Origin of the sequence: Pseudomonas putida (genome assembly GCF_004357765.1) — a bacterium.
Classification (GTDB): Bacteria; Pseudomonadota; Gammaproteobacteria; order Pseudomonadales; family Pseudomonadaceae; genus Aquipseudomonas; species Aquipseudomonas putida_U.
The window spans coordinates 146,952-165,275 of sequence record NZ_SMTE01000001.1 but is presented as its reverse complement, the minus strand read 5'-3'; the positions used below and the strand labels follow the sequence as shown (position 1 = coordinate 165,275).

15 protein-coding genes and 2 pseudogenes are annotated in these 18,324 nt (G+C 54.3%); 1 reads left to right on the top strand and 16 read right to left on the bottom strand.

Going from position 1 to position 18,324, the window contains the following annotated elements; genetic code table 11:
* Positions 1-1,112 precede the first annotated feature (1,112 nt).
* The 15 genes and pseudogenes from E2H86_RS00775 to E2H86_RS00705 form a co-directional block, all read right to left on the bottom strand.
* The gene (locus tag E2H86_RS00775) at positions 1,113-2,114 is read right to left on the bottom strand and encodes a hypothetical protein (RefSeq protein WP_133323978.1); all 1,002 of its coding nucleotides are present in this window, start codon (positions 2,112-2,114) and stop codon (positions 1,113-1,115) included.
* Entirely contained in the window at positions 2,083-2,901 is an 819-nt protein-coding gene (locus E2H86_RS00770) for a hypothetical protein (protein ID WP_133323977.1), read from the bottom strand. The genes E2H86_RS00775 and E2H86_RS00770 overlap by 32 nt, the downstream gene beginning before the upstream one ends.
* Positions 2,898-3,800 carry a TniB family NTP-binding protein gene (locus E2H86_RS00765; RefSeq protein WP_243744012.1) on the bottom strand — a complete coding sequence of 301 codons (903 nt, stop codon included), beginning with the start codon at positions 3,798-3,800 and terminating at the stop codon, positions 2,898-2,900. Before E2H86_RS00765 ends, E2H86_RS00770 begins: the two co-directional genes overlap by 4 nt.
* Positions 3,801-3,866: 66 nt before the next feature.
* Positions 3,867-5,621 carry a Mu transposase C-terminal domain-containing protein gene (locus tag E2H86_RS00760; protein WP_133323976.1) on the bottom strand — a complete coding sequence of 585 codons (1,755 nt, stop codon included), beginning with the start codon at positions 5,619-5,621 and terminating at the stop codon, positions 3,867-3,869.
* A 1,726-nt stretch (positions 5,622-7,347) separates the two neighbouring features.
* Positions 7,348-7,893, bottom strand: a complete 546-nt coding sequence (locus E2H86_RS00755) for a hypothetical protein (protein WP_133323975.1) — start codon at positions 7,891-7,893, stop codon at positions 7,348-7,350.
* 347 nt (positions 7,894-8,240) lie between these two features.
* Positions 8,241-8,499, bottom strand: a pseudogene (locus E2H86_RS00750) (UvrD-helicase domain-containing protein); the annotation flags it as partial.
* Positions 8,500-8,598: pseudogene (locus E2H86_RS00745) on the bottom strand (DUF6691 family protein); the annotation flags it as partial.
* Position 8,599: 1 nt separating this feature from the next.
* Positions 8,600-9,037, bottom strand: a complete 438-nt coding sequence (locus E2H86_RS00740) for a YeeE/YedE family protein (protein WP_133323974.1) — start codon at positions 9,035-9,037, stop codon at positions 8,600-8,602.
* An 81-nt stretch (positions 9,038-9,118) separates the two neighbouring features.
* Positions 9,119-10,312 (bottom strand): cation:proton antiporter domain-containing protein, encoded by a 1,194-nt coding sequence (locus tag E2H86_RS00735; protein ID WP_133323973.1) that lies wholly within the window; start codon positions 10,310-10,312, stop codon positions 9,119-9,121.
* A 144-nt stretch (positions 10,313-10,456) separates the two neighbouring features.
* Positions 10,457-11,599 (bottom strand): ABC transporter permease, encoded by a 1,143-nt coding sequence (locus tag E2H86_RS00730; protein WP_133323972.1) that lies wholly within the window; start codon positions 11,597-11,599, stop codon positions 10,457-10,459.
* Complete coding sequence (locus tag E2H86_RS00725) at positions 11,596-13,074, bottom strand: efflux transporter outer membrane subunit (protein WP_133323971.1); 1,479 nt, start codon at positions 13,072-13,074, stop codon at positions 11,596-11,598. The genes E2H86_RS00730 and E2H86_RS00725 overlap by 4 nt, the downstream gene beginning before the upstream one ends.
* Positions 13,071-13,964 carry a biotin/lipoyl-binding protein gene (locus tag E2H86_RS00720; RefSeq protein ID WP_133323970.1) on the bottom strand — a complete coding sequence of 298 codons (894 nt, stop codon included), beginning with the start codon at positions 13,962-13,964 and terminating at the stop codon, positions 13,071-13,073. Before E2H86_RS00720 ends, E2H86_RS00725 begins: the two co-directional genes overlap by 4 nt.
* Entirely contained in the window at positions 13,961-14,680 is a 720-nt protein-coding gene (locus tag E2H86_RS00715) for an ABC transporter ATP-binding protein (protein WP_133323969.1), read from the bottom strand. Before E2H86_RS00715 ends, E2H86_RS00720 begins: the two co-directional genes overlap by 4 nt.
* 55 nt (positions 14,681-14,735) lie before the next feature.
* Entirely contained in the window at positions 14,736-16,004 is a 1,269-nt protein-coding gene (locus E2H86_RS00710; RefSeq protein WP_133323968.1) for a DNA polymerase III, read from the bottom strand.
* A gap of 51 nt (positions 16,005-16,055) precedes the next feature.
* A complete protein-coding gene (locus E2H86_RS00705) occupies positions 16,056-16,613 on the bottom strand; it encodes a nitroreductase family protein (RefSeq protein ID WP_133323967.1) in 558 nt (185 codons plus the stop codon).
* A 188-nt stretch (positions 16,614-16,801) separates the two neighbouring features.
* Here E2H86_RS00705 and E2H86_RS00700 point away from each other — a divergent pair, with 188 nt between their 5' ends.
* Positions 16,802-17,374, top strand: coding sequence for a bifunctional pyr operon transcriptional regulator/uracil phosphoribosyltransferase PyrR (locus E2H86_RS00700; protein ID WP_133323966.1), 573 nt, complete (start codon positions 16,802-16,804; stop codon positions 17,372-17,374).
* Position 17,375: 1 nt separating this feature from the next.
* On the opposite strand, the gene E2H86_RS00695 is transcribed toward E2H86_RS00700, so the two are convergent.
* Positions 17,376-18,254 (bottom strand): universal stress protein, encoded by an 879-nt coding sequence (locus E2H86_RS00695; RefSeq protein WP_133323965.1) that lies wholly within the window; start codon positions 18,252-18,254, stop codon positions 17,376-17,378.
* Positions 18,255-18,324: the final 70 nt, after the last annotated feature.

The window sequence follows — 18,324 nt, the reverse complement described above, 5'->3', positions numbered from 1 at the left end:
ATGGACACTAAGGGGGCTTTTTTGATCGTTCATGGACAAGCCTACTGTAAAGCGTTGAACCGCAGGGACAGTGTCGAAGCCACGGGAACGTAGCTTGGAATACCCCGCGTGGGTTCACGCGAGTGAAGAAAAAGTGTAGGAAAACCTCAAAAATGAAGTTTTTTTGCCAAGTGAAGAAAATCATTTCGGTGGCCGTGATCGTAACAAAAAAACACGAATCCCACATGCACCTAGAGCTCTCGACCTTGGCCTTCAATGCCACCCTAGGCGCCACAGTGTTTCGCAAAGCAAATCCACATTTGAAACCGCGATCAGCCTTGGAATCTATCTCTGAGCCACTCCTAATCTAGCCTCGAGCAGCGCCGGGCTCTTCCGTTCAGACTTAAAATATAGTGGTAGTTCGTTTGAGCACGGACCAACTTAGAATTGAGCTTATAGGATGGAGACTAAGTATGAGAGCGCACCTTCTTTTTGCACAGCTTTGCTGGCGGAAATTAGGACATCAACTCCCCCACCACGCTACGATTTCATTAGCTTGGAATAGAAGTTTGGCAAACCTTACCCGCTAACTCAATGTGATCCAGTGTGGGAAATCATCTAATGATCGATTGCAGCGACTAAGAGCTTGATTTAATAAAGCATTTAGAGTAGCGACCTCAATAGACATCGTTGCTGCTTGCGCCATGAAAATATCGGAAAAGGCTTCGTAAATATGGTGCATCAACAAAGATGCCAACATCGTCTCAGAAATCAATGTCAAATTCCGCGATCTGCGTATCTTTGATATCATCACTGGCTTATCAACATCACAAAAAACGTCAGCTAGTTCACCAACAAAACTAGGACCGCGAATTCGCAACAATTCACACGAATGAGAGGAATGAGCGGAGTCAGAGGAATGAGTCAACTGTTCCGCGCGCACACCCAGCATTGCTCTACCATAGAGATTGATCGTGGGCTTACCGACCGAAAAAGCATGGCCTACTATTTTGCAGCTGCGCGCGTCAACTACATAACATAAAAACGGATGTTGTCTCTTGAACTGACCCGACACCTTGACGTAAAAACCCAGGGTAACGTAAACCGGAACTATATAAGTGTACATGAAATACTTATGCGAACTGTGGAGTGTAAATACTTAGGGCGCTTGTCTGGAATCTGATCAAGCTATTTCTAAGCCAATAATAAAGCTCTTTGTCAAATTTATACACGCTCCCCCATATTTTTTCCGGCGTATCTGATTCCCAAGGATCGCCACGAAGTGACTTAAAGGCCTCCTTTTGACTAACCCAACCTAGCAATATTCCAATAAAAAAAAGCGCGCGCGCGCGACAAGCTGCAGAAGCCCTAAACGGCTGCAAGTAGCAGCTAAGGTATAGCGTCTCACCTTCACTGGACACAATATCTAGCAGTCTGTTACTACCGGAATGACGATACAAATCCATGCCTGGCGTAAGAAGAGCCCGCATAAGGCTCATTATTGTGTTATCAAAAAGATAAATGCAACTATCATGCTGAAGATTACGTAACTTTACGAGTTTCTTCTGAACACGACATGCGGTTTTTAGCAAATCGGCCCAGTTGTTAACATATTCTGCATGTCCGAGATTCTTACTCTCAATACTATGATTCCATTTAAATATGGCCCGAGGCGCATCCAACGCGCCACCTATCTGTCGCGGGACATCCTTAAGCAACATATCATGCACTTCACAAAATGGTTTTGATACGTATCGCCAGGCAATCTTGAGCATCAAAGAACAATTAGATCGAAGATTTTCACGCATGCAATCTTCGCAATAAGATCGTCGAAATCCCCAAGGTATCATCGGCGCGTCATTCACAGGCTTGACGAATCTTTCTAGATCTGGCCCCATAATCAAGGGCAGAACCTTCCATTTATAGTCCGGGCTTATAAAATCTAAGTCGCAGTGAGCTTCACGCTTTTCAAATTCAAAAAGTGACAAAAATAATCGTGGACCACGTCCATAACCCCCAGCATTGTGCAGTAAATACTGCTGCACTTCTGGGATTTGACATAGCCGATAACTCCAAGATGAAAGTGATTCACCAGCTATCATTTTAGCATTCGAGCATAGCCCGGACTTCAACATACTGACTTCCTTGAATTGAAAACTCTTCTTCAGTACCTGAAAATGTGAGTAGGCTATCATTTCTTAAAGTAGCATATGCGTAAGCCACCTCTAAGATCTTTACAAACTCATCGAGCCGGCATGCTTGCTGCTCGATGTGTTCAAGTGCACATTCAGAAAACCTAATACTTTGTCTAGTTTCACCATTCGCAGCGTTTAAAAACTTAAATGCGATATTGCAAAGGTCAGCTGACTCGAGCGACATCCTCACTCTAAATAACTTCACCCTTCCTTTCATAATTTTTTCTATCTTTCTTGCCAGCGGGCGATAGTGCGTTGTATATAGAACAACCAGGCCATTTGCGACTTCCGATATAGCGACCAAGCATTCGGCCAATGAGTTATCATGTGTGACTTCGAAGCGCTCCAAGTCATCAACTACTACTAGCTTTAACCCTACCTCATTTATGTACTGATCCATATATAAGGGAGCTTTTTTCAGGTGCTCGTAGGGGGATCTTATTGCTAACGAAATAGCGAAATTATCCAATAAAGATAGCTTGCCGAAGCTAAAATTATAATTGACCTTAGTTGCCTCTACACCAAATTTATTAACCACATGTTCAAGACTGGCGGACAAGCCACAACCAGGTTCGCCCTCTAGGTGAACGACTACACCCTTAGCAGTGATATTTGTATTTCGCATTAGCTCTTCTATGGTATTCGTCAATTCAGGGAACGAATATCCAATCTTGTATTGTCCTTGGAGAACTTTGATTGCCTTGGAAATACGAGAGCTACTATTCATGCGAAACCGCCCTCACGCTCAAGCTGGTCGACGTCGCGCAGCGCAATACATAGGTCATCCATAATGTACTCAATGTTGTCAAGATGCTTATGAGCAATATGTTCAGAGCCATCAGTGATTGCAGCCATGGCTGCCGCCTGTAAGATCTTCACAATGTTATCGGTCAGCCCCTGGCCCGTCTCCATTATCTTTAGAAATAACTTCTGGTCTTTGAAGTTTGTCGGCTTCCGTAAAGGGAGGCGAAAAATGTACGATGCCACAAAGCTTCTGAACTCACCATCGTTCCCCCATTGTTTTAGGGACCGCACAGCATACCGGCGGGCCAACTGAGCATCACGCCTCAATACCCGCGCGGCATCTGGAATACCGAATGCAAAGACACAGAGACCATAGTTAGAGCCAGCTAAATTCTTCAACAATGACAAGTTAATTCGCTGCTGGAAGTCTGTTAATGTCAATGCATCATGAATCTCATCGATAACGATGGCCCGAATATTTTGACTTTTAATCAAGTATTGCAATTCCGGCGAGATATTCTCATTCAGACGCGCACGACGCGACACACCCACTCCAATTTCTTGCAGTATCAACTCCTTCAATGAATAGCCATTAGGGCTTTGATGCATTGTTACAAATACCATTTTCTCCGCCCAAACACGATGTCGCTTCTTCAACTCTTCAATCATGCTAGTCTTACCTGAGCCACCAGGCCCTATTACTAGCATGCTGGGGGCATTGATTTTATTTGTCATCTGCATCATCACATGCATGCGTGCAATTAGGTTTTCAACTGAGGGGTGAGGCACCCAGATATCCTGACAGCACACCAATGTTCGCTCATGATCCGTTAACGAAAAATAGCTATGACTATCGGGATGCACGTGGGAAAAATCGGACATAATAGTCTCGCAAAAACAATTGGATTAAGGCAAAAACAAAATACTTAATCGTTCATTAATGAACGATCAATACAAAACCGGCTCATCTTCGTAATCTACACTATTGCTTGAGCGCAGGTTCGAGACTATCCCAGGCATCGAATCGCCAATCAGCCCTCTATGCCCTTCAACCTGGCTAGCACTTCCACGGGCAACGTTCGAATAATTTTCAGCGCTTTCATTATTTTTTTTGCTCGCGCCTTCTAAAATGATGGAGTAAGCATTATGCTGCTCTAGACCTTTTTCCTTCTTCAGACGCCTAGCCTTAGTCGTAGCTTTTACTTCACTTACCACGAGTTGATTTGCACTATATACTGCCTCACTGCCACGCCTAGTCATAGTGCCATTTGGTAAGGACTTAATGCGCCTCTGATGCCGAAAATATTCATAATGCGAATGTCGGCCAGAAGAGTTTCGTACACAAGGAACCACGAACCATTCTGCATTCACTTTTACCCTTATTACATCAAGGTTGTAAGGGTCATACTTAACCAGCACCTTCTCTCTAATATGATTTTTTAGTGCAGGAGCATAATAAAACCGTCGGAATAACTCTATCCCTTGCGGAACTATTTGTTTTGCGGCAAACTCTGGATAAAAGCTAAAGCGAAAACCATCATGGTCTTTTTCTGGAATGCTTTTTGGTTCCACCCCATCTCGGTAATAATCATTCCAAGCTTCAATAGGGCTTTTCCCAATGCCAGAATGCTTGGTCTCATGATATGCGCACACTTGATAAATCATGAACTTGCGTAGTGCACTAAACGTCATTGATGCGCGTTTTTCACTGCCATATGACTTCCGGTCGATTACGTTTGAACCCGTTGTTCCTGGCAAAAAATGCACTTTGGTTGTCATGAACTTTCCAATCAAACTCTCGATATGTCCTCCTTGATGTTTTTTTCCTACATTGCGATGCCTTACGTCAATTCCATAGTGCTTGCAGTTCAGTACCAGCACATCAGATATGAATTCCTTAGCATTATCAGTATGGATAGTTTCCATCAGGCCGTGAACTGGCCAAAGATTCTCCTCCATCCCTAAAGCTAATAAGATCTTATTCTTTGGCAGCACGCAATTTTCGATTAACATTGCCACGCTTACAGCGCTCGGTGGCAATAAAGACAAATAGAACCCAAGAACCACCCTTGTATGGATACAAATTGCCAAACTGATCCAGGGCCTGCCAATAATGACTCGGCGGTCATTTTCGTCGACCAACAATATGTCCATGACGGTGTGATCGAATTGAACCCATTGGAGTGGGCGGTCGGTTTTCTTATGTCCAGGCCTCGCTCCGTATCTTTGTTCCGCTGCGTCTTTTCCGTATTTCCTTTCGTACAATAATCTTGGAGGCTTAGATTTAATCCTTCGTCTGACCGTATAGTAAGAGGGACGCACAACTTTTTGAGCATCAGCTTCTGACTGACATACCGACCAAACTTTCGCATAGCTAGCAGAAATACCATAATAGTAATCATCAAAAGCTTTATCAATAATTGCTTCCACGCGAGCGTCAAGTTTATCGCTCCCGCTTTTACGACCCCGCTTACCTGGCACTAATTTATTGTAGTTTCGTGCCCCTCGAGACCTTGCTACCAACTTATAAAAATACTGCTTCCCTATGCCTAGTAAATTTATGCCTTCAGCGGCTGATATTTTCCCGTCAATGAAGAGGCTAATTACCGTAAAGCGCTCACTTCCGAGCTTATGTCGCCCTATCTCCTCTAGCGGCGTAAAGCTATTTAAGCCCCCCCACAAATCTTCTGAAGTATCGGTCATAGCTTTGAACCAAGGATTATGAAATTGAAAAGTACACCTGTAGAGCCCCTATGGACATGCTTTGAAACCATCAGGTGATACCCATCTACCTGAGCGCGAAGTTAAATGCTTTTTCATTTTTAACTTCCATTTTGGCTTTGTGTCAAGCCTGCGAATGCAACTTTTTTGATAGGCGAAGGTAAATCGTGATCAAAACCCACTAAGCAATAGACGTATAAAGCGCAACCCAAAACGCCATGCCGAAATTGAAAGCTCAAGCATTAAAAAGTACAAGGTTGACGCACAACTCACTGAGTAAATCGAGACAGAAGCCTCCAATTGAAACGGGAACGACGGAATTTCATTAAGGCTTCATCTCGGTACATGCTCAATCCAAAATGCATTTACTAAATTCAGCTTGTCAGAGGGTCGTTCGTCCTTAGTTTCAAAGGAAAAGTAGCCCTAGGGCCCTGCATCGCAGTAGGCGAAGCCACCGGGGGGAGCCCTCGAGAAAGCTGGACGAAACGGATCACTTATTGGGGGTACAACAGATGCAGCCACCAACCCATAACACTCTGCGCAAAAAGGCTTCCACCGAGCTAGATTGCCCAGCAAGGAGGGATGGCGATTGCGGCTTGTTATGTGCGGAGACCAGAGAATTCTGTTTTGGCCGCAGGGCGAGTGTCCAGCTACGCCGTCTTTGCCTGTCTAGGTGGGCGCATGCCACGGCCTCCGGGGTAAGCGACCACAACCGGGTAGACCGCACATCAGGGGCGGAGATAGGGCCAATAAATCTACTGATCTACCTTGGGACTAATTTCATGAAAGCCGAACTACCTCCGTATGGGAGATATCCTCGACAAAATGGTATTCGTTGTTGTTGATGCTTAATAAGGCGACAATCCACAAAAATAATGTTTAATCTAGCGACTATCCCAAGAAAAGTCGCTTAAATTGGCAGGGCATCGGCTAGAGCCCTTGTGAAACAACGCTTAGGGCTAGTCGCCTCATTTCGCGACAGCCTCAACCTTCCTGCCTCCGATTTCACAAACCAGCGTTCAACATGACCGCTATGGCTTACCTTTGGATACAGAGTAATCAGATGCGCTCGATGAAGGTTCCGTGACTGGGTCATAAACCCAGATCGGCTGCCGTTTGACGCTTCACGCGCTGCTGGCGCGGAAAATGAAAAAGCTAACGGCCAGTAGCCCTATGCGTGGCTGCGCCACGCACTGTAACGCCTGCCACCGTGGAGGCAGCGCAGGCCCCACTGCGGAAGGACTAGTCCAGGTAATGATTAAAACTCACGGTCCTACGCACCGACAAGAATGACGAAGACAGCAACCTGCCCAGCAAGTTCTTCCCAAGCGCAGGCGCTGGCCGAGCATGGTTTCAGCTTGACTAGCTATTCAGACCTGGAGCGGCTTCTATGACTTTTCGACTGCCCGCTGCTCATCTCCAGCACTACAGTTGCCCTGCGGATCATACGCCGTACTGACCTTGATAAGAGCACCTGGACTTGTCGCACCTGTCGGCAATCGGTGTTCATCGAAGTCGACGACCGCGCTGGCCAGCAGTTCACCGTCCAAGGTCTACTGGAACGGCACCCGCCTAGTAAGCCGCTCGGTCACTGCCTCGAACCGGCATCCAAGCGGTCGCTGGTACCTTGCCCTCGAACAATACGGCCATGACCTCCTACCATCAGGGCAGTACATCGGTCGCCTAGTCGATTGACCCTCCCCTTCCTTCAAGGGGAGCAAATCTCGGCTTTGCGGTTTACAACAGTTTCGCGACGGATCTCTCCTGCCCCCTCATCCTTGACGATCTTTGCGATTTTGATGTAACACAAACCAGTAATTGCCTCATAATCAGCTCCGGCCTCTGGAATAAAGTTAAGGCTGGTAAAGCACTGATACCTTCGGCTTGATGGTACCCCTGCATAAACTAGAACAATCGGACTGCCCGGCTGAATATAAACCTCTGAGCTATTTTTTGCTTGATCACCACCCGGCACTCCCAGTATGCGATCATTGAACTTACGACTATTTGCAACAGCCAATGACCTTGAATTAACTATTCCAGCACCAGGCAAGGACCAATCAATACAGGGACTATCTGGTATCAAGCGAACCGTTTGATCGGTTATAACTCTTAGCCTACTTGAGGTCGTAGCCGACGGCTCATGGTATGCCGTGGTAAAAGATTTTAGATTTGCCATCGTGGAACAGCCGGACAGCATCAATATCGAAATAAAAATCGAACCACGTTTCCAAATGCATTTCTTGTATCGCATGACTTATATCCTATAAACTGTCTGCAGACGGGAATACACCACCTCTCGCCACTAACGAAACCCGCACTGAGCGGACTTTGATCTAGTTCAAGGCGGCTTGCACTAACCAGGAAAATGCCTCATGCATATTTCATATAAGGTGGTGTCTATTTCCCGAAGGACACTGCTCGGACCGGTAAAGCTTCGATGAATGGCCGAACCTCTCTCTTCACCATCGCAACTGTTTCTCCTTGAGGGCAGGATTGTGATCTTGGTGAAGATTCTCTTCAAGAAGAGATTCCTCTAGTCCTATCAAAAAATCCGAGCATCCTCTGTTTCCTATTTTCTGCTGCGCGTGAAGGGCTGATCCGTTTTGACGCCTCCACAATCGCCTTGCTCGAACGGTAATTGGTGCCGAGCGTGTAATGCCGGCCAGCAGTGGCCTTGCGCGCCTGGAGATAGGTATAGATGTCCGCACCACGGAAGGAGTAGATAGGCTGCTTCGGGTCACCGATCATGCAGCGCGATCGGATACTGCTTGCGGATGGTTTCTGCCAGGCGGCTGCCTGAAGGCCCTTCAAGCGCGTGACCGAGGCGATTCAACAAGTCATCGAAGCCGATTTGTGCGTCGAGAAACCCCAATACCTTGGCGGGGTTCGCCATCCCTGACAGCAGCAACCCTATGCCGAACAGCAATCCCGCGATGAATGCGCTGATCCGGGTCATTTCATGCTCCTGGATAAAGTTGCCGAACCACGGGGACGGTGGCAAAGCCGGTGGCCATGAAGCACAACGTAGCCACCGCCGAGCGAGGGGACAGGCGAGACAGGCCGCACACACCATGGCCACTGGTGCAGCCACTGCCATAGCGGGTACCCACCACCACCAGAAACCCCGCGACCATGAGTAACCCTGGGGCCGTATTGAAATGCACCGGGGGCATCGCCGAGAACGCTCGCCACATCAGTGGCGCCGCAATGATGCCCAGCAAGAAGAACAGCTTCTCGCCTCGCCCTTCTCCCGTGCGTTGCGACAGCGAGCCGAGCAGACCACTGATACCGGCAATGCGCCCGTTTGCCACCACGAAAAGCCCGGCGGCCAAGCCGATCAGTGCGCCACCGGCCAGTGCCGACCACGGTGTGAAGGCTGCCATATCTACAAACATCTCAGCGCTCTTTGTCGGGCTGCAGAAATGAACCGGCTTTATCTTGAAGCTGTATTTTACTTTCGAACGCCTGCCACGCCCTCATTCCCGAACGCGGCGTCCCAGCCGCCGTGCCCCCGGCAATGCACTCAAACCGTGCAACACCACGCTTAGCAGGACGCACGCGATGGTGCACGCGATGATCGTGCCACCCTCCTGCAACGGCGCATCAAGTATCAATATCGCGAACACGATGGACGCGAGGCCTCGGGGGCCGAACCAACCAATGAACAAGCGGCTCTCAGCGCTGAGGGTGCTCCCCGCCAGGCTGAGCCAGACAGGCAGCATCCGCACCAGCGACAGGCTCGCAAGTGCGTAGAACCAGACTGAGGGCGCCATGATCTGCGCAGCCTTGGGCGCTACGTAGGCTCCAAACACAACCCAGGTCAGCAGCGACAGAGCCTCACCGCACGACTCGCCGGTGACGAGCAACGGCTGCGTTTCCCGGTTGAACAGGCTACTTGTCATCAGCCCTGCGCAGAACGCGGCGATGAAGCCGCTGCCCCCCAGTGCTTGGGCGCAGGCGAAGCTCAGCAATGTTAGCGCGGGCATTACCCATTGCCGCCAGGCCTCGATCTGCGGGCAATGGCGTTGTGACAGACGAAACAGTCCGCCCACCAACAGCGCAAGCGCCGCGCCCGAGAGAGCACCGATTCCCAGCTCCTCCAGGAAGAAATAGCCCGCCAAGGCAAAAGGCATCGTCGAGTGAGCCTCCATCAACAATGTCAGCAGTAGGAGCAGTACCGGCACGCAAATGCCGTCGTTCAACCCGCTTTCGACATTCAGGCTCTCGCGCACATTGGCCGGCACCTCGGGGTTGCTCACAACCGCCTTGCCAAGGGCGGCATCGGTCGGCGCCAGTATCGTCGACAACAGCGCCATCTCCAGCCAGGGCATCTGCGGGAACAGCAGCCAAGCGGCAAGCCAGCCTGCAATCAATGTCAGCGGCAGCCCCAGGGTCAGCAGGCGCAGCGGCAGGCTACGGGATTGACGCAATTGGGCCAGGTCGGCCTTGGCGGCATCGTTGAACAGCACGATGGCGAGGGTAAGCTCGGCCAGCAAGCGAAGATCGTTGCGGTCCAGCGAAAGGTTCAACAGCCCAAGCCCGGAGGGACCTGCCGCCAGGCCCGCCAGCAGGAACAACAGCGGCCCATTGACCGGTTTGGATTCAAGCGCGCCGGCCAGGCTGGCGTACAGTACCAGCAAGGCGGCCAGAACAGCCAGGTTCTGATACATGCCACGCCTCCGGATCAAAAGCGTATGTACCAACGCTATCACTGCACGTGCAACGCGACGATCTGAAAGGCGGCAGAAGTTATCCTAGGTCAACAATGCAGGTAATGAAGATCTCACGTGCCGGCAACGGTCATGGCCCATGCCTCAAGAACGAAAAATCTCGAACGGCTCCACCCGCAGCACTTTGCGAATACCCAGGTAACTGGAGGTGCCGGCAATCAATGAAACCAGGCCAAACGTCAGGCCCAGGTTCCAGAAGGTCACAATGGCGGCGTAATTGGGCAGGTACGATCGCACCAGCACAATCACACCCGTCATCAGCCCAACGCCCAATCCATACCCGGTCAATGCGCACGAGATCGCCATGAACAGAATCATCAGTACCAGATCCTGGGCTTTCGCCCCCATGGCCTTGAGTGCCGCGAACTTGTCCAGGTTCTCGAGGATGAAACTGTAGAACGTCTGTCCTGAGATGGATAAACCCACCAGGAAGCTGATCAGTGTCATCAGCAGGATATTAGTACCCACGCCCGTCTGGTAGATGTAGTAATCCGCGATCCGCTGGTTGAACTGGGCCTTGGTCAGCGCGAGATAGCCCAACTGGGCGACCTCCTGGCGAATTTGCATGGCCCCAGGCGCAGTTCTCGGCTTGACCAGAATGTAGGAAATCGTGAATCGCGCAGTCGGTATGTATTCGATTGCTCGCCGGTAGGTGGTGTAGAGGGTCGGGACGCCGATCAGCCCGCTGGACAACACCTTGGCGATGCCGACCACGGTGCCGCGATGATCATTGAGTTCGAACTCGGTGCCTAGCGTGGGGCTGCCGAGCTTGCTGAACTCCGAGTCATGAACGACGATGAAGGCGTTTTCGCCGTAGAGCGCCTCGATGGCGCCCTGCTCCAGCTCCGGGCGCCCATAGAGGCTGGTATCGTCCAGCCCCACCACACTGACGATCTGGTACGTGCCATCGGCCAACCGGGCCTGGGCATTGCCGATGAACACCGGCACGGCATACTCCACCTGCTCCATGCTGCGCACCGCATCCAGCAGATAGTCCGGCAACGCAATGACCGCAGTCGGCGTGTTGACCGCTGGATCCATCACCCACATCGGCGCACCGATGTTGGTGACCGTCGAATAGGCCCTGGTCAGAATGCCGGCAAACATGGCCGTCATCTGCATCATCAGGAATACCGAGAACGTCAAGCCAACCAGCAGCGCGGAAAACTTGGCCCGGTCGTTGACCAACAGCTTGTAGCCGATGCGCAGGATCCCTGCATATTTCATGGCGCCTCTCCCCCGCTGCCGACTTGAGGCGTATGCCACCAACCACCACCGAGCGCGACGTACAACGCGACCGTGTCTTGGCGCCGCTGAGCTGAAGCATCGAGCAATAACATGTTGGCCTGTTGCAATTGCACATCGGCGACCAGCACATCGACATAGGGCACCAGCCCTGCCCGGTAGCTGGCCTGCACCGCTTGCAGCGCCGCTTCAGCCGCCGCGGCTGACTCGCTGCGTTTTTGCAGAGCCACAGCGTCCAGTTGCAAGGCGTCGAGCACGTCCGCGACCTGCGCAAATGCTGACAGCACGACTTGCCGGTAGGAAGCAGCGGCCTGCCGATAGCCCTCCCGGGCTGCTTCACGGCCAAACCACAGTCGCCCACCTTCGAACAGCGGGAAATCGATGGAGGGGCCAATCGACCAGAAGCGTTTCGAAAACAGCGAGCTCATGGCAGTGCCGGCCGTACCGTACTGCGCCGACAGCGTGAAACTGGGGAACATCGCGGCAGTGGCCACTCCGATGTCGGCGCTCGCCTGATGCAGCTGCGCTTCGGCCACCCGTATGTCGGGACGTTGACGCACCAGGACCGAGGGCAAACTGACCGGTAAGTCGTGCGGTAGCGACAAACTGCCCAAGCTGATATCAGGCAGCAGCATCTGGTTCGGTGCCGAGCCCCCCAATAGCGCCAGCAGATGACCCGACTGGGTATACCGTTGCCTCAGGTCAGCCAGCTGCGCCTGGTTGGTCGCGATCAGGCTTCTGAGGCTGGATTGCGCCGAATCGGCGAGAGTGCCGCTGCGAACCTGCACCTGGGTCACCTCCAGTTGCTGTTGCTGCAAGGCTATCAGTTGCTCGGAGGCCTGCATTTGCGCCGCATAAGCCGCACGGGCAATGGCGGTGCTGACCACGTTCGCTGTCAGGGCAAGAAACGCAGCGCGCAGGCGATCGGCCTGCACATCGACCTGCGCTTGCAGGCCCTCCACTGCCCGCCGTTCACCGCCGAACAAATCGAGCGCATAGCTGACCTTGCCACTGAGGGTCACAACATTGAATATCGAATCCACCGTGGCAAGTCCCGGCTGCCCGGCGTTGCCCTGCTGACGAGATCCGGCAAAACGACCGCTCACTTGCGGGTAGTAGACACCCTGACCGGCCTTCAGCAGGTCCTGACTCTGCCGCAGGCTGGCTTCAGCCGCCCGCAAGCTGGGATTGCGGGAAATGGCTTGCCTAACCAAAGCATCCAGCGCCGGCGAGCGGAACAGTGTCCACCAGTCCCATTGCAGGTCGCCACCAAGCACGAAATCCTGGCTCTGCCCCTGTGCTTCGATCGGGTCGGCAAGGGTGCCCTGCCAATACAGCTGTCGATCGGGGGCCTCAGGTGCGGTGAAGTCGGGCCCGACCGTGCAGCTGTCTATCATGAGCAGCACACAAAGCGCCCCACCGCATGCGGCCGGCAGCCTGCGTCGCAAACGGCTCATGGTGTTTTCCGGCTGATGAAAACGTCCACCAGCTGTCCTGGATAGACCGGGGGCAGTGCCTTGCTCTCAAAACGAAAAAGCACAGGCAGCACGCGCAGGTCCACCCGTTCCTGCCGTTGATTGGACAGCTCGATCTTGGGCGTGACATAGGGCTGAACCCGCACGAACTCCAGCGGTACCCTGATGTGCGTCCCGCGCACGGTCATCTCGGCCTGGATCCGGTCAACAGGCGGCAATTTGCCGATCAGTATCTCATCGACGTAACACCGCACCACCAGGCGATCCTGCGCGCTGGTCATCACCAGCAAGGGGTTGAAGCCATGAGTGTGGATGCTGTAGGCCCCCTGCGGCGATACATAGCTGCCTACGGCACTGTTGATGGTGACCACAATGCCGTCGCTGGGCGCCTTGATCACATAGCGGGCCAATTCGGCGGCAGCGGCCTTGAACGCGGCCTGGGCCTGGGCGGCCTGGTTCTTTGCGGTGTCCAGGGCGTCCTTGCTGATCGACCTGGCATCAATGCCATAGGCTGCCAGGCGTTTGGCATACTGGTCGCGGGCAATGGCCAGGTTTGCCTGCGCCAGCTCAAGGTTCGCCCGAGGCACAGCGTCATCCAGGGTCACCAACGGCGAGTCACGGCTTACCGCCTGCCCTTCATGCACCAAGATGCGGGTAACCGGGGCCGCTACCTGGGGGAAAATGACGATATCGCTCCCCCCGGCCTGCTCACTCTCGATGATGCCATTGGCATAGATGGCCGCCTGGAAACTGCTGCTGGCGGGCGGGAACGCCGGCGGCAATGGACGAGGCGTGCGTGCAAACAGAAACGCTGCGATCAACCCGGCCACTACACCTAGCGGAGCCAATGCCAACAGCCAGGGCCTTTTCACGGTCGCACCCGGTCACTTTCCATGACCCGGCCATCCTCCATATGCACGATTCGATCGGCATAGCGTTCGATGCGGGTGTCATGAGTGACGATCAGTACACAGCAGCGTGGGCTAAGCACATGCTCCCTGACGAAGGCGATGATGAGTTTGCCGGTGTCACCGTCAAGCGATGCCGTTGGCTCGTCCAGAATGAGCAGGCCAGGCTGGCCAACCATCGCCCGTGCGATGGCCACCCGTTGTTGTTCGCCGCCGGACAGTTTTGCTGGCGTCAGCTCAGCACGTTCGGCAAGCCCGACGATGCCCAGCACTTGCCGGGCTGCGGCAAGTGCCGTGCGCCAAGGCTGATACCTGAGGATCAGCGGAATCGCCACGTTCTCGGCACAGGTGAGTTTGCTGAACAGGTGATAGTCCTGGAACACGAAACCGAACTGCTGCAGCCGCAATTCGGCCAATTGGTTGGCATCCAGGGCCCAGATGTCCTGGCCATTGATGACGACACTGCCAGTGTCGGGGCGCAAAATGCCCGAGAGCATGCTCAACAGCGTGGTCTTGCCGCTGCCTGAAGGCCCCACGATGTAGACCATTTCGCCGAACCGCACGCTCAATGTCACGTCGTCGACGGCTTTGATGCGAGCAGCGTCATCACCAAACCACTTGCTCAAGCCCTTTGCCGCAATGGCGGGACTCGCGGCAGTATCAAGATTGCTGTTGTCCATCATGCACTCCCGATAGAGTCGTGGGCTTTCCAGACACGCCACATCTACCCGTTGCTCAGCGCAGTGCTGTCAACCAATGACGAAGTTCATGTATCGAACGAGTATTGAGCACGTTCTCAGGCTCTAACCAGGCTCGCCGTGCCTGACCCACCCCATAACGCAAACGGGCCAGTTCGTCCGCGTTGCCAGCATCGGCACTGACACTGATCAACACACCGCGCTCTTTGGCCTGACGGCAATAACGATCAGGCAGGTCCATACGCAACGGCTGGGCGTTCAGTTCCAGGGCACAGCCACGCTCGACAGCTGTATCGAGGATCGCCGCCATGTCAAATTCCAGCCCATCGACTTCATTGATCAAACGACAGAGCGGGTGCGCCAGAATAGCGACACAGGGGTGTGCTATTGCACGTTGCAGACGCAGTGTCTGCTGCCGTGGCGTGAGTTTCAGGGGGGCGTGCACCGCAGCGACCACGAGGTCCAGGCGCTCAAGCAAAAGGTCAGGGATACCCAGGCTGCCATCCTCGAGGATACTGGCTTCGGCACCTTTGAGAAGCGTGAAACCTTGCAGACGCGAGTTTAGAGCATCGATCTTGTCCATCTGCTGCCGCAGGCCTTCGAGGTCAAGCCCCATGGGAAGATGCAGAGACCTTAAGCCGTCTGCTATCGCCAGATATTCCAACCCCATTGCACGTGCAGCCAGGGCCACTTCCTCCATCGCATCGCCAGCGCCTGATACCCGCGTGCGCACGTGCAGATCGCCCTTCAGATCAGTTGCCTCGAGGAGATTGGGTAGCAGGCCCTGCTCGGCCGCCTTGAGCTCACCCGCATTTTCACGCAGTTCCGGAGCAATCCACGGTAAGCCGAGTGCCTTGTAAACATCGGCTTCGGTGCCGCAAGCCAAGCAGCGATCACCATCGAATACACCATACTCATTCAGCTTGAGGCTGAGGGACCGCGCCCTGCTTCGGATCGCTATGTTGTGTTCCTTACTGCCCGTGAAATAGAGCAAAGCAGCTCCATGCACGGCCGGCACTACTAACCTAACGTCCACTTGCAGCCCGGATTTCAAGCGGACACTGGCGCGCACGGGCCCCTTGCTCAGCGCTTCTGCGATGTCTGGGAAGCGCAAGAATTGCGCGATGATATCCGCGCCGGCCTCGGCTTCGATGAGTATGTCGATATCGCCTACCGTATCGCGCATGCGACGTATGCTTCCGGCGATTGTCGCCTGCGCAACGCCTGGAATTTGCCGCACATAGCCAAGTACGAGGTTGGCGACGGGTTCAATAATTCCCAGTGGAAAGCGCTCAGGGAGGGTCATGGTGTGACCTCGCTCGCGCGGTGAGCCTGCAGATACGAGGTCCACGGCGCGTCAACCGATCCAGTGAATCTCCGGCGCCTTGCGCTGCACTTCAGCTGCCACTGAGCGGGGATAACCTACAATCACCGGTGCGACAGGGGCGCATTCATCGGGCAAGTGCAAAGCCTGCCTGCCAGCCGGCGTGGCGAGATAACGCTGCGCCAGCCCTATCCAGCAACTGCCCAGGCCTTCGGCATGCGCCGCGAGCATCAGGTTCTGCGCGGCCAGCGCGCAGTCTTCAACGGCCCAGTCACTGGCCGTCTTCGCAGCGATCACGATGAGCGCAGGAGCATGGTAGAAGATCTGAAAGCGCTCATCATTCAACATGGCTTGCAAGGATTCAGGCAACTGATCGCCACAGTGCTTCGCCAGGTACGCTTTCGCATCGGACGATACCTGCTGCAGAAGTGCCTGGTCGCGTACCACGGTGAACACCCAAGGTTGCAGGTTCATCGCGCTCGGTGCCTGTGCCGCGGCTTCGATCAGGCGGACGATCAGATGCTGCTCGACAGGTTCGGCGGTGAATTCACGGGTCGAGCGACGCTCGCGAATCGCCTCATAGATATTCATGGCTCAGCCTCGAAAGTATTAATCCTGACCGTAGCCCGCCTTTGAGCTGCCTGTTTGACCTGGATCAGAACCGGGAAACTCAGGCACCTGGCCGTGACTCGGCTGGCTATCACTTGGCTTTTATCAAGCCCACCTCAAGGAGCACGGGTAGCATTGCGGACAGCGTTATCCAATAAAGGAAAAACTCCATGAATCGCCCCGCTCCATCGAGGGTCCGCCTGTATGAGGAAGACGATCTGGACAGCGTGCTGCGCTCGATGGCCCGTCAGGCCTTGGCACGCCTGCCTGCGTCCGAAGTGGCGCTGATAGGCATTCAGCGGCGAGGTGAGCCGTTGGCGCAGCGCCTGCAACTGCACCTGCAAGCACTGACCGGTGCTGCGCCATTGCCGCTCTACCCGATCAAGGTCAAGCGCTACGCGGACGACCTGAGCCTCCTCCATGCCCATACCCAACTCACCGAGAACCCGGAACTGGCCAAGCTCGACCTGGCCGCAACCACCTTGCTGGTGGTCGATGACGTGCTCTACGAAGGGCACTCTCTGCTACGCACCTGTGCCTACTTTGCCGAACTGGGTGCGCGCCACATCATCAGCGCGGTACTTGTCGACCGCCACATCTGCCGCCAACCGGTGCATGCCGATATCGTCGGCATCCACCTGCAGGTAGCGGCGCAGGATATCGTCGAATGCCATGTTCCACCCTACGAAGGTCAATTCTGCGTGGAGGTGGTACGCCATGGCCGAACCGGCGATTACGCCTGATTCAACGGCCGGGTGCGGGCTTGATGGTCAGGATGCTGCACGGTGCATGGCTGACAAGCCGCTCGGTGGTATCGCCGATCAGCTTGGCCCAACGCCTGGCCTGCACGGCGCCGACCACCACCACGTCGGCTCCCAGCGCAGCGATATGGGATTTGATGACGCGCAACGGCGCCCCTTCGCTGAAGAACCGATGACTGTGGGCGATGCCATGGGCATCGGCCAACGCATCGAACGGCAACTGCAGTGATTCACGCACTTCGTCCGCCCACGGGCCGGCGAGGTCAGGGTTGGCCAGCATGGCGATTGGCAGGTCGTACGCCGAAAGCAGATGCAACTGGCCCTGGCATTGCATCGCCAGTTGCTGACCGGCAACGACCAGCGCGTCATTGAGCGGCGAGGGTTGCGAGACATCCACCGCAACCATCACGTTACCTGGCATGGCCGGGGCATTCGCTGGCACGAACATCAACGGCACCTCGCTCGCATGCAACAGCACCTGGTCAAGCGAGGTCCGGGCCAGCTGATCGATCAGGGAACAGCCCAGGCAGGCCTTGATCACCAGGTCAGGCGCGTAGCGGGCGATGCAGGCTGGCACCAGGTCGCGGGGATCGGCGGTTTCCACGGCCTCGAAACCTGGGCGTGCCCCCCTTGCCGGCTGTTCGTCGAGCAGCGCCTTTAGCTCTGTGCTGAAGTGCACGAAGGAAACGGAAGGCAGCGGGGTTGCCTGCAACTCGTGGCGCAGACGCAGTTCGCCGGGTTCATGGATACCCAGCACCTGAAGGGCGGCACCAGACGCCGCCGCCAGGGCCATGGCCCGGGACAGCGCGGCATTGGCCTGGGCCTCGGTCATGATCAGCAGGATCCGGCGATACGGGTTCATCAGGCACCTCCCGGCGCGGCTGCAGGTATGCGTATGCAAGCCATTATCGGAGCCCGGGCTGGTTCGTTCT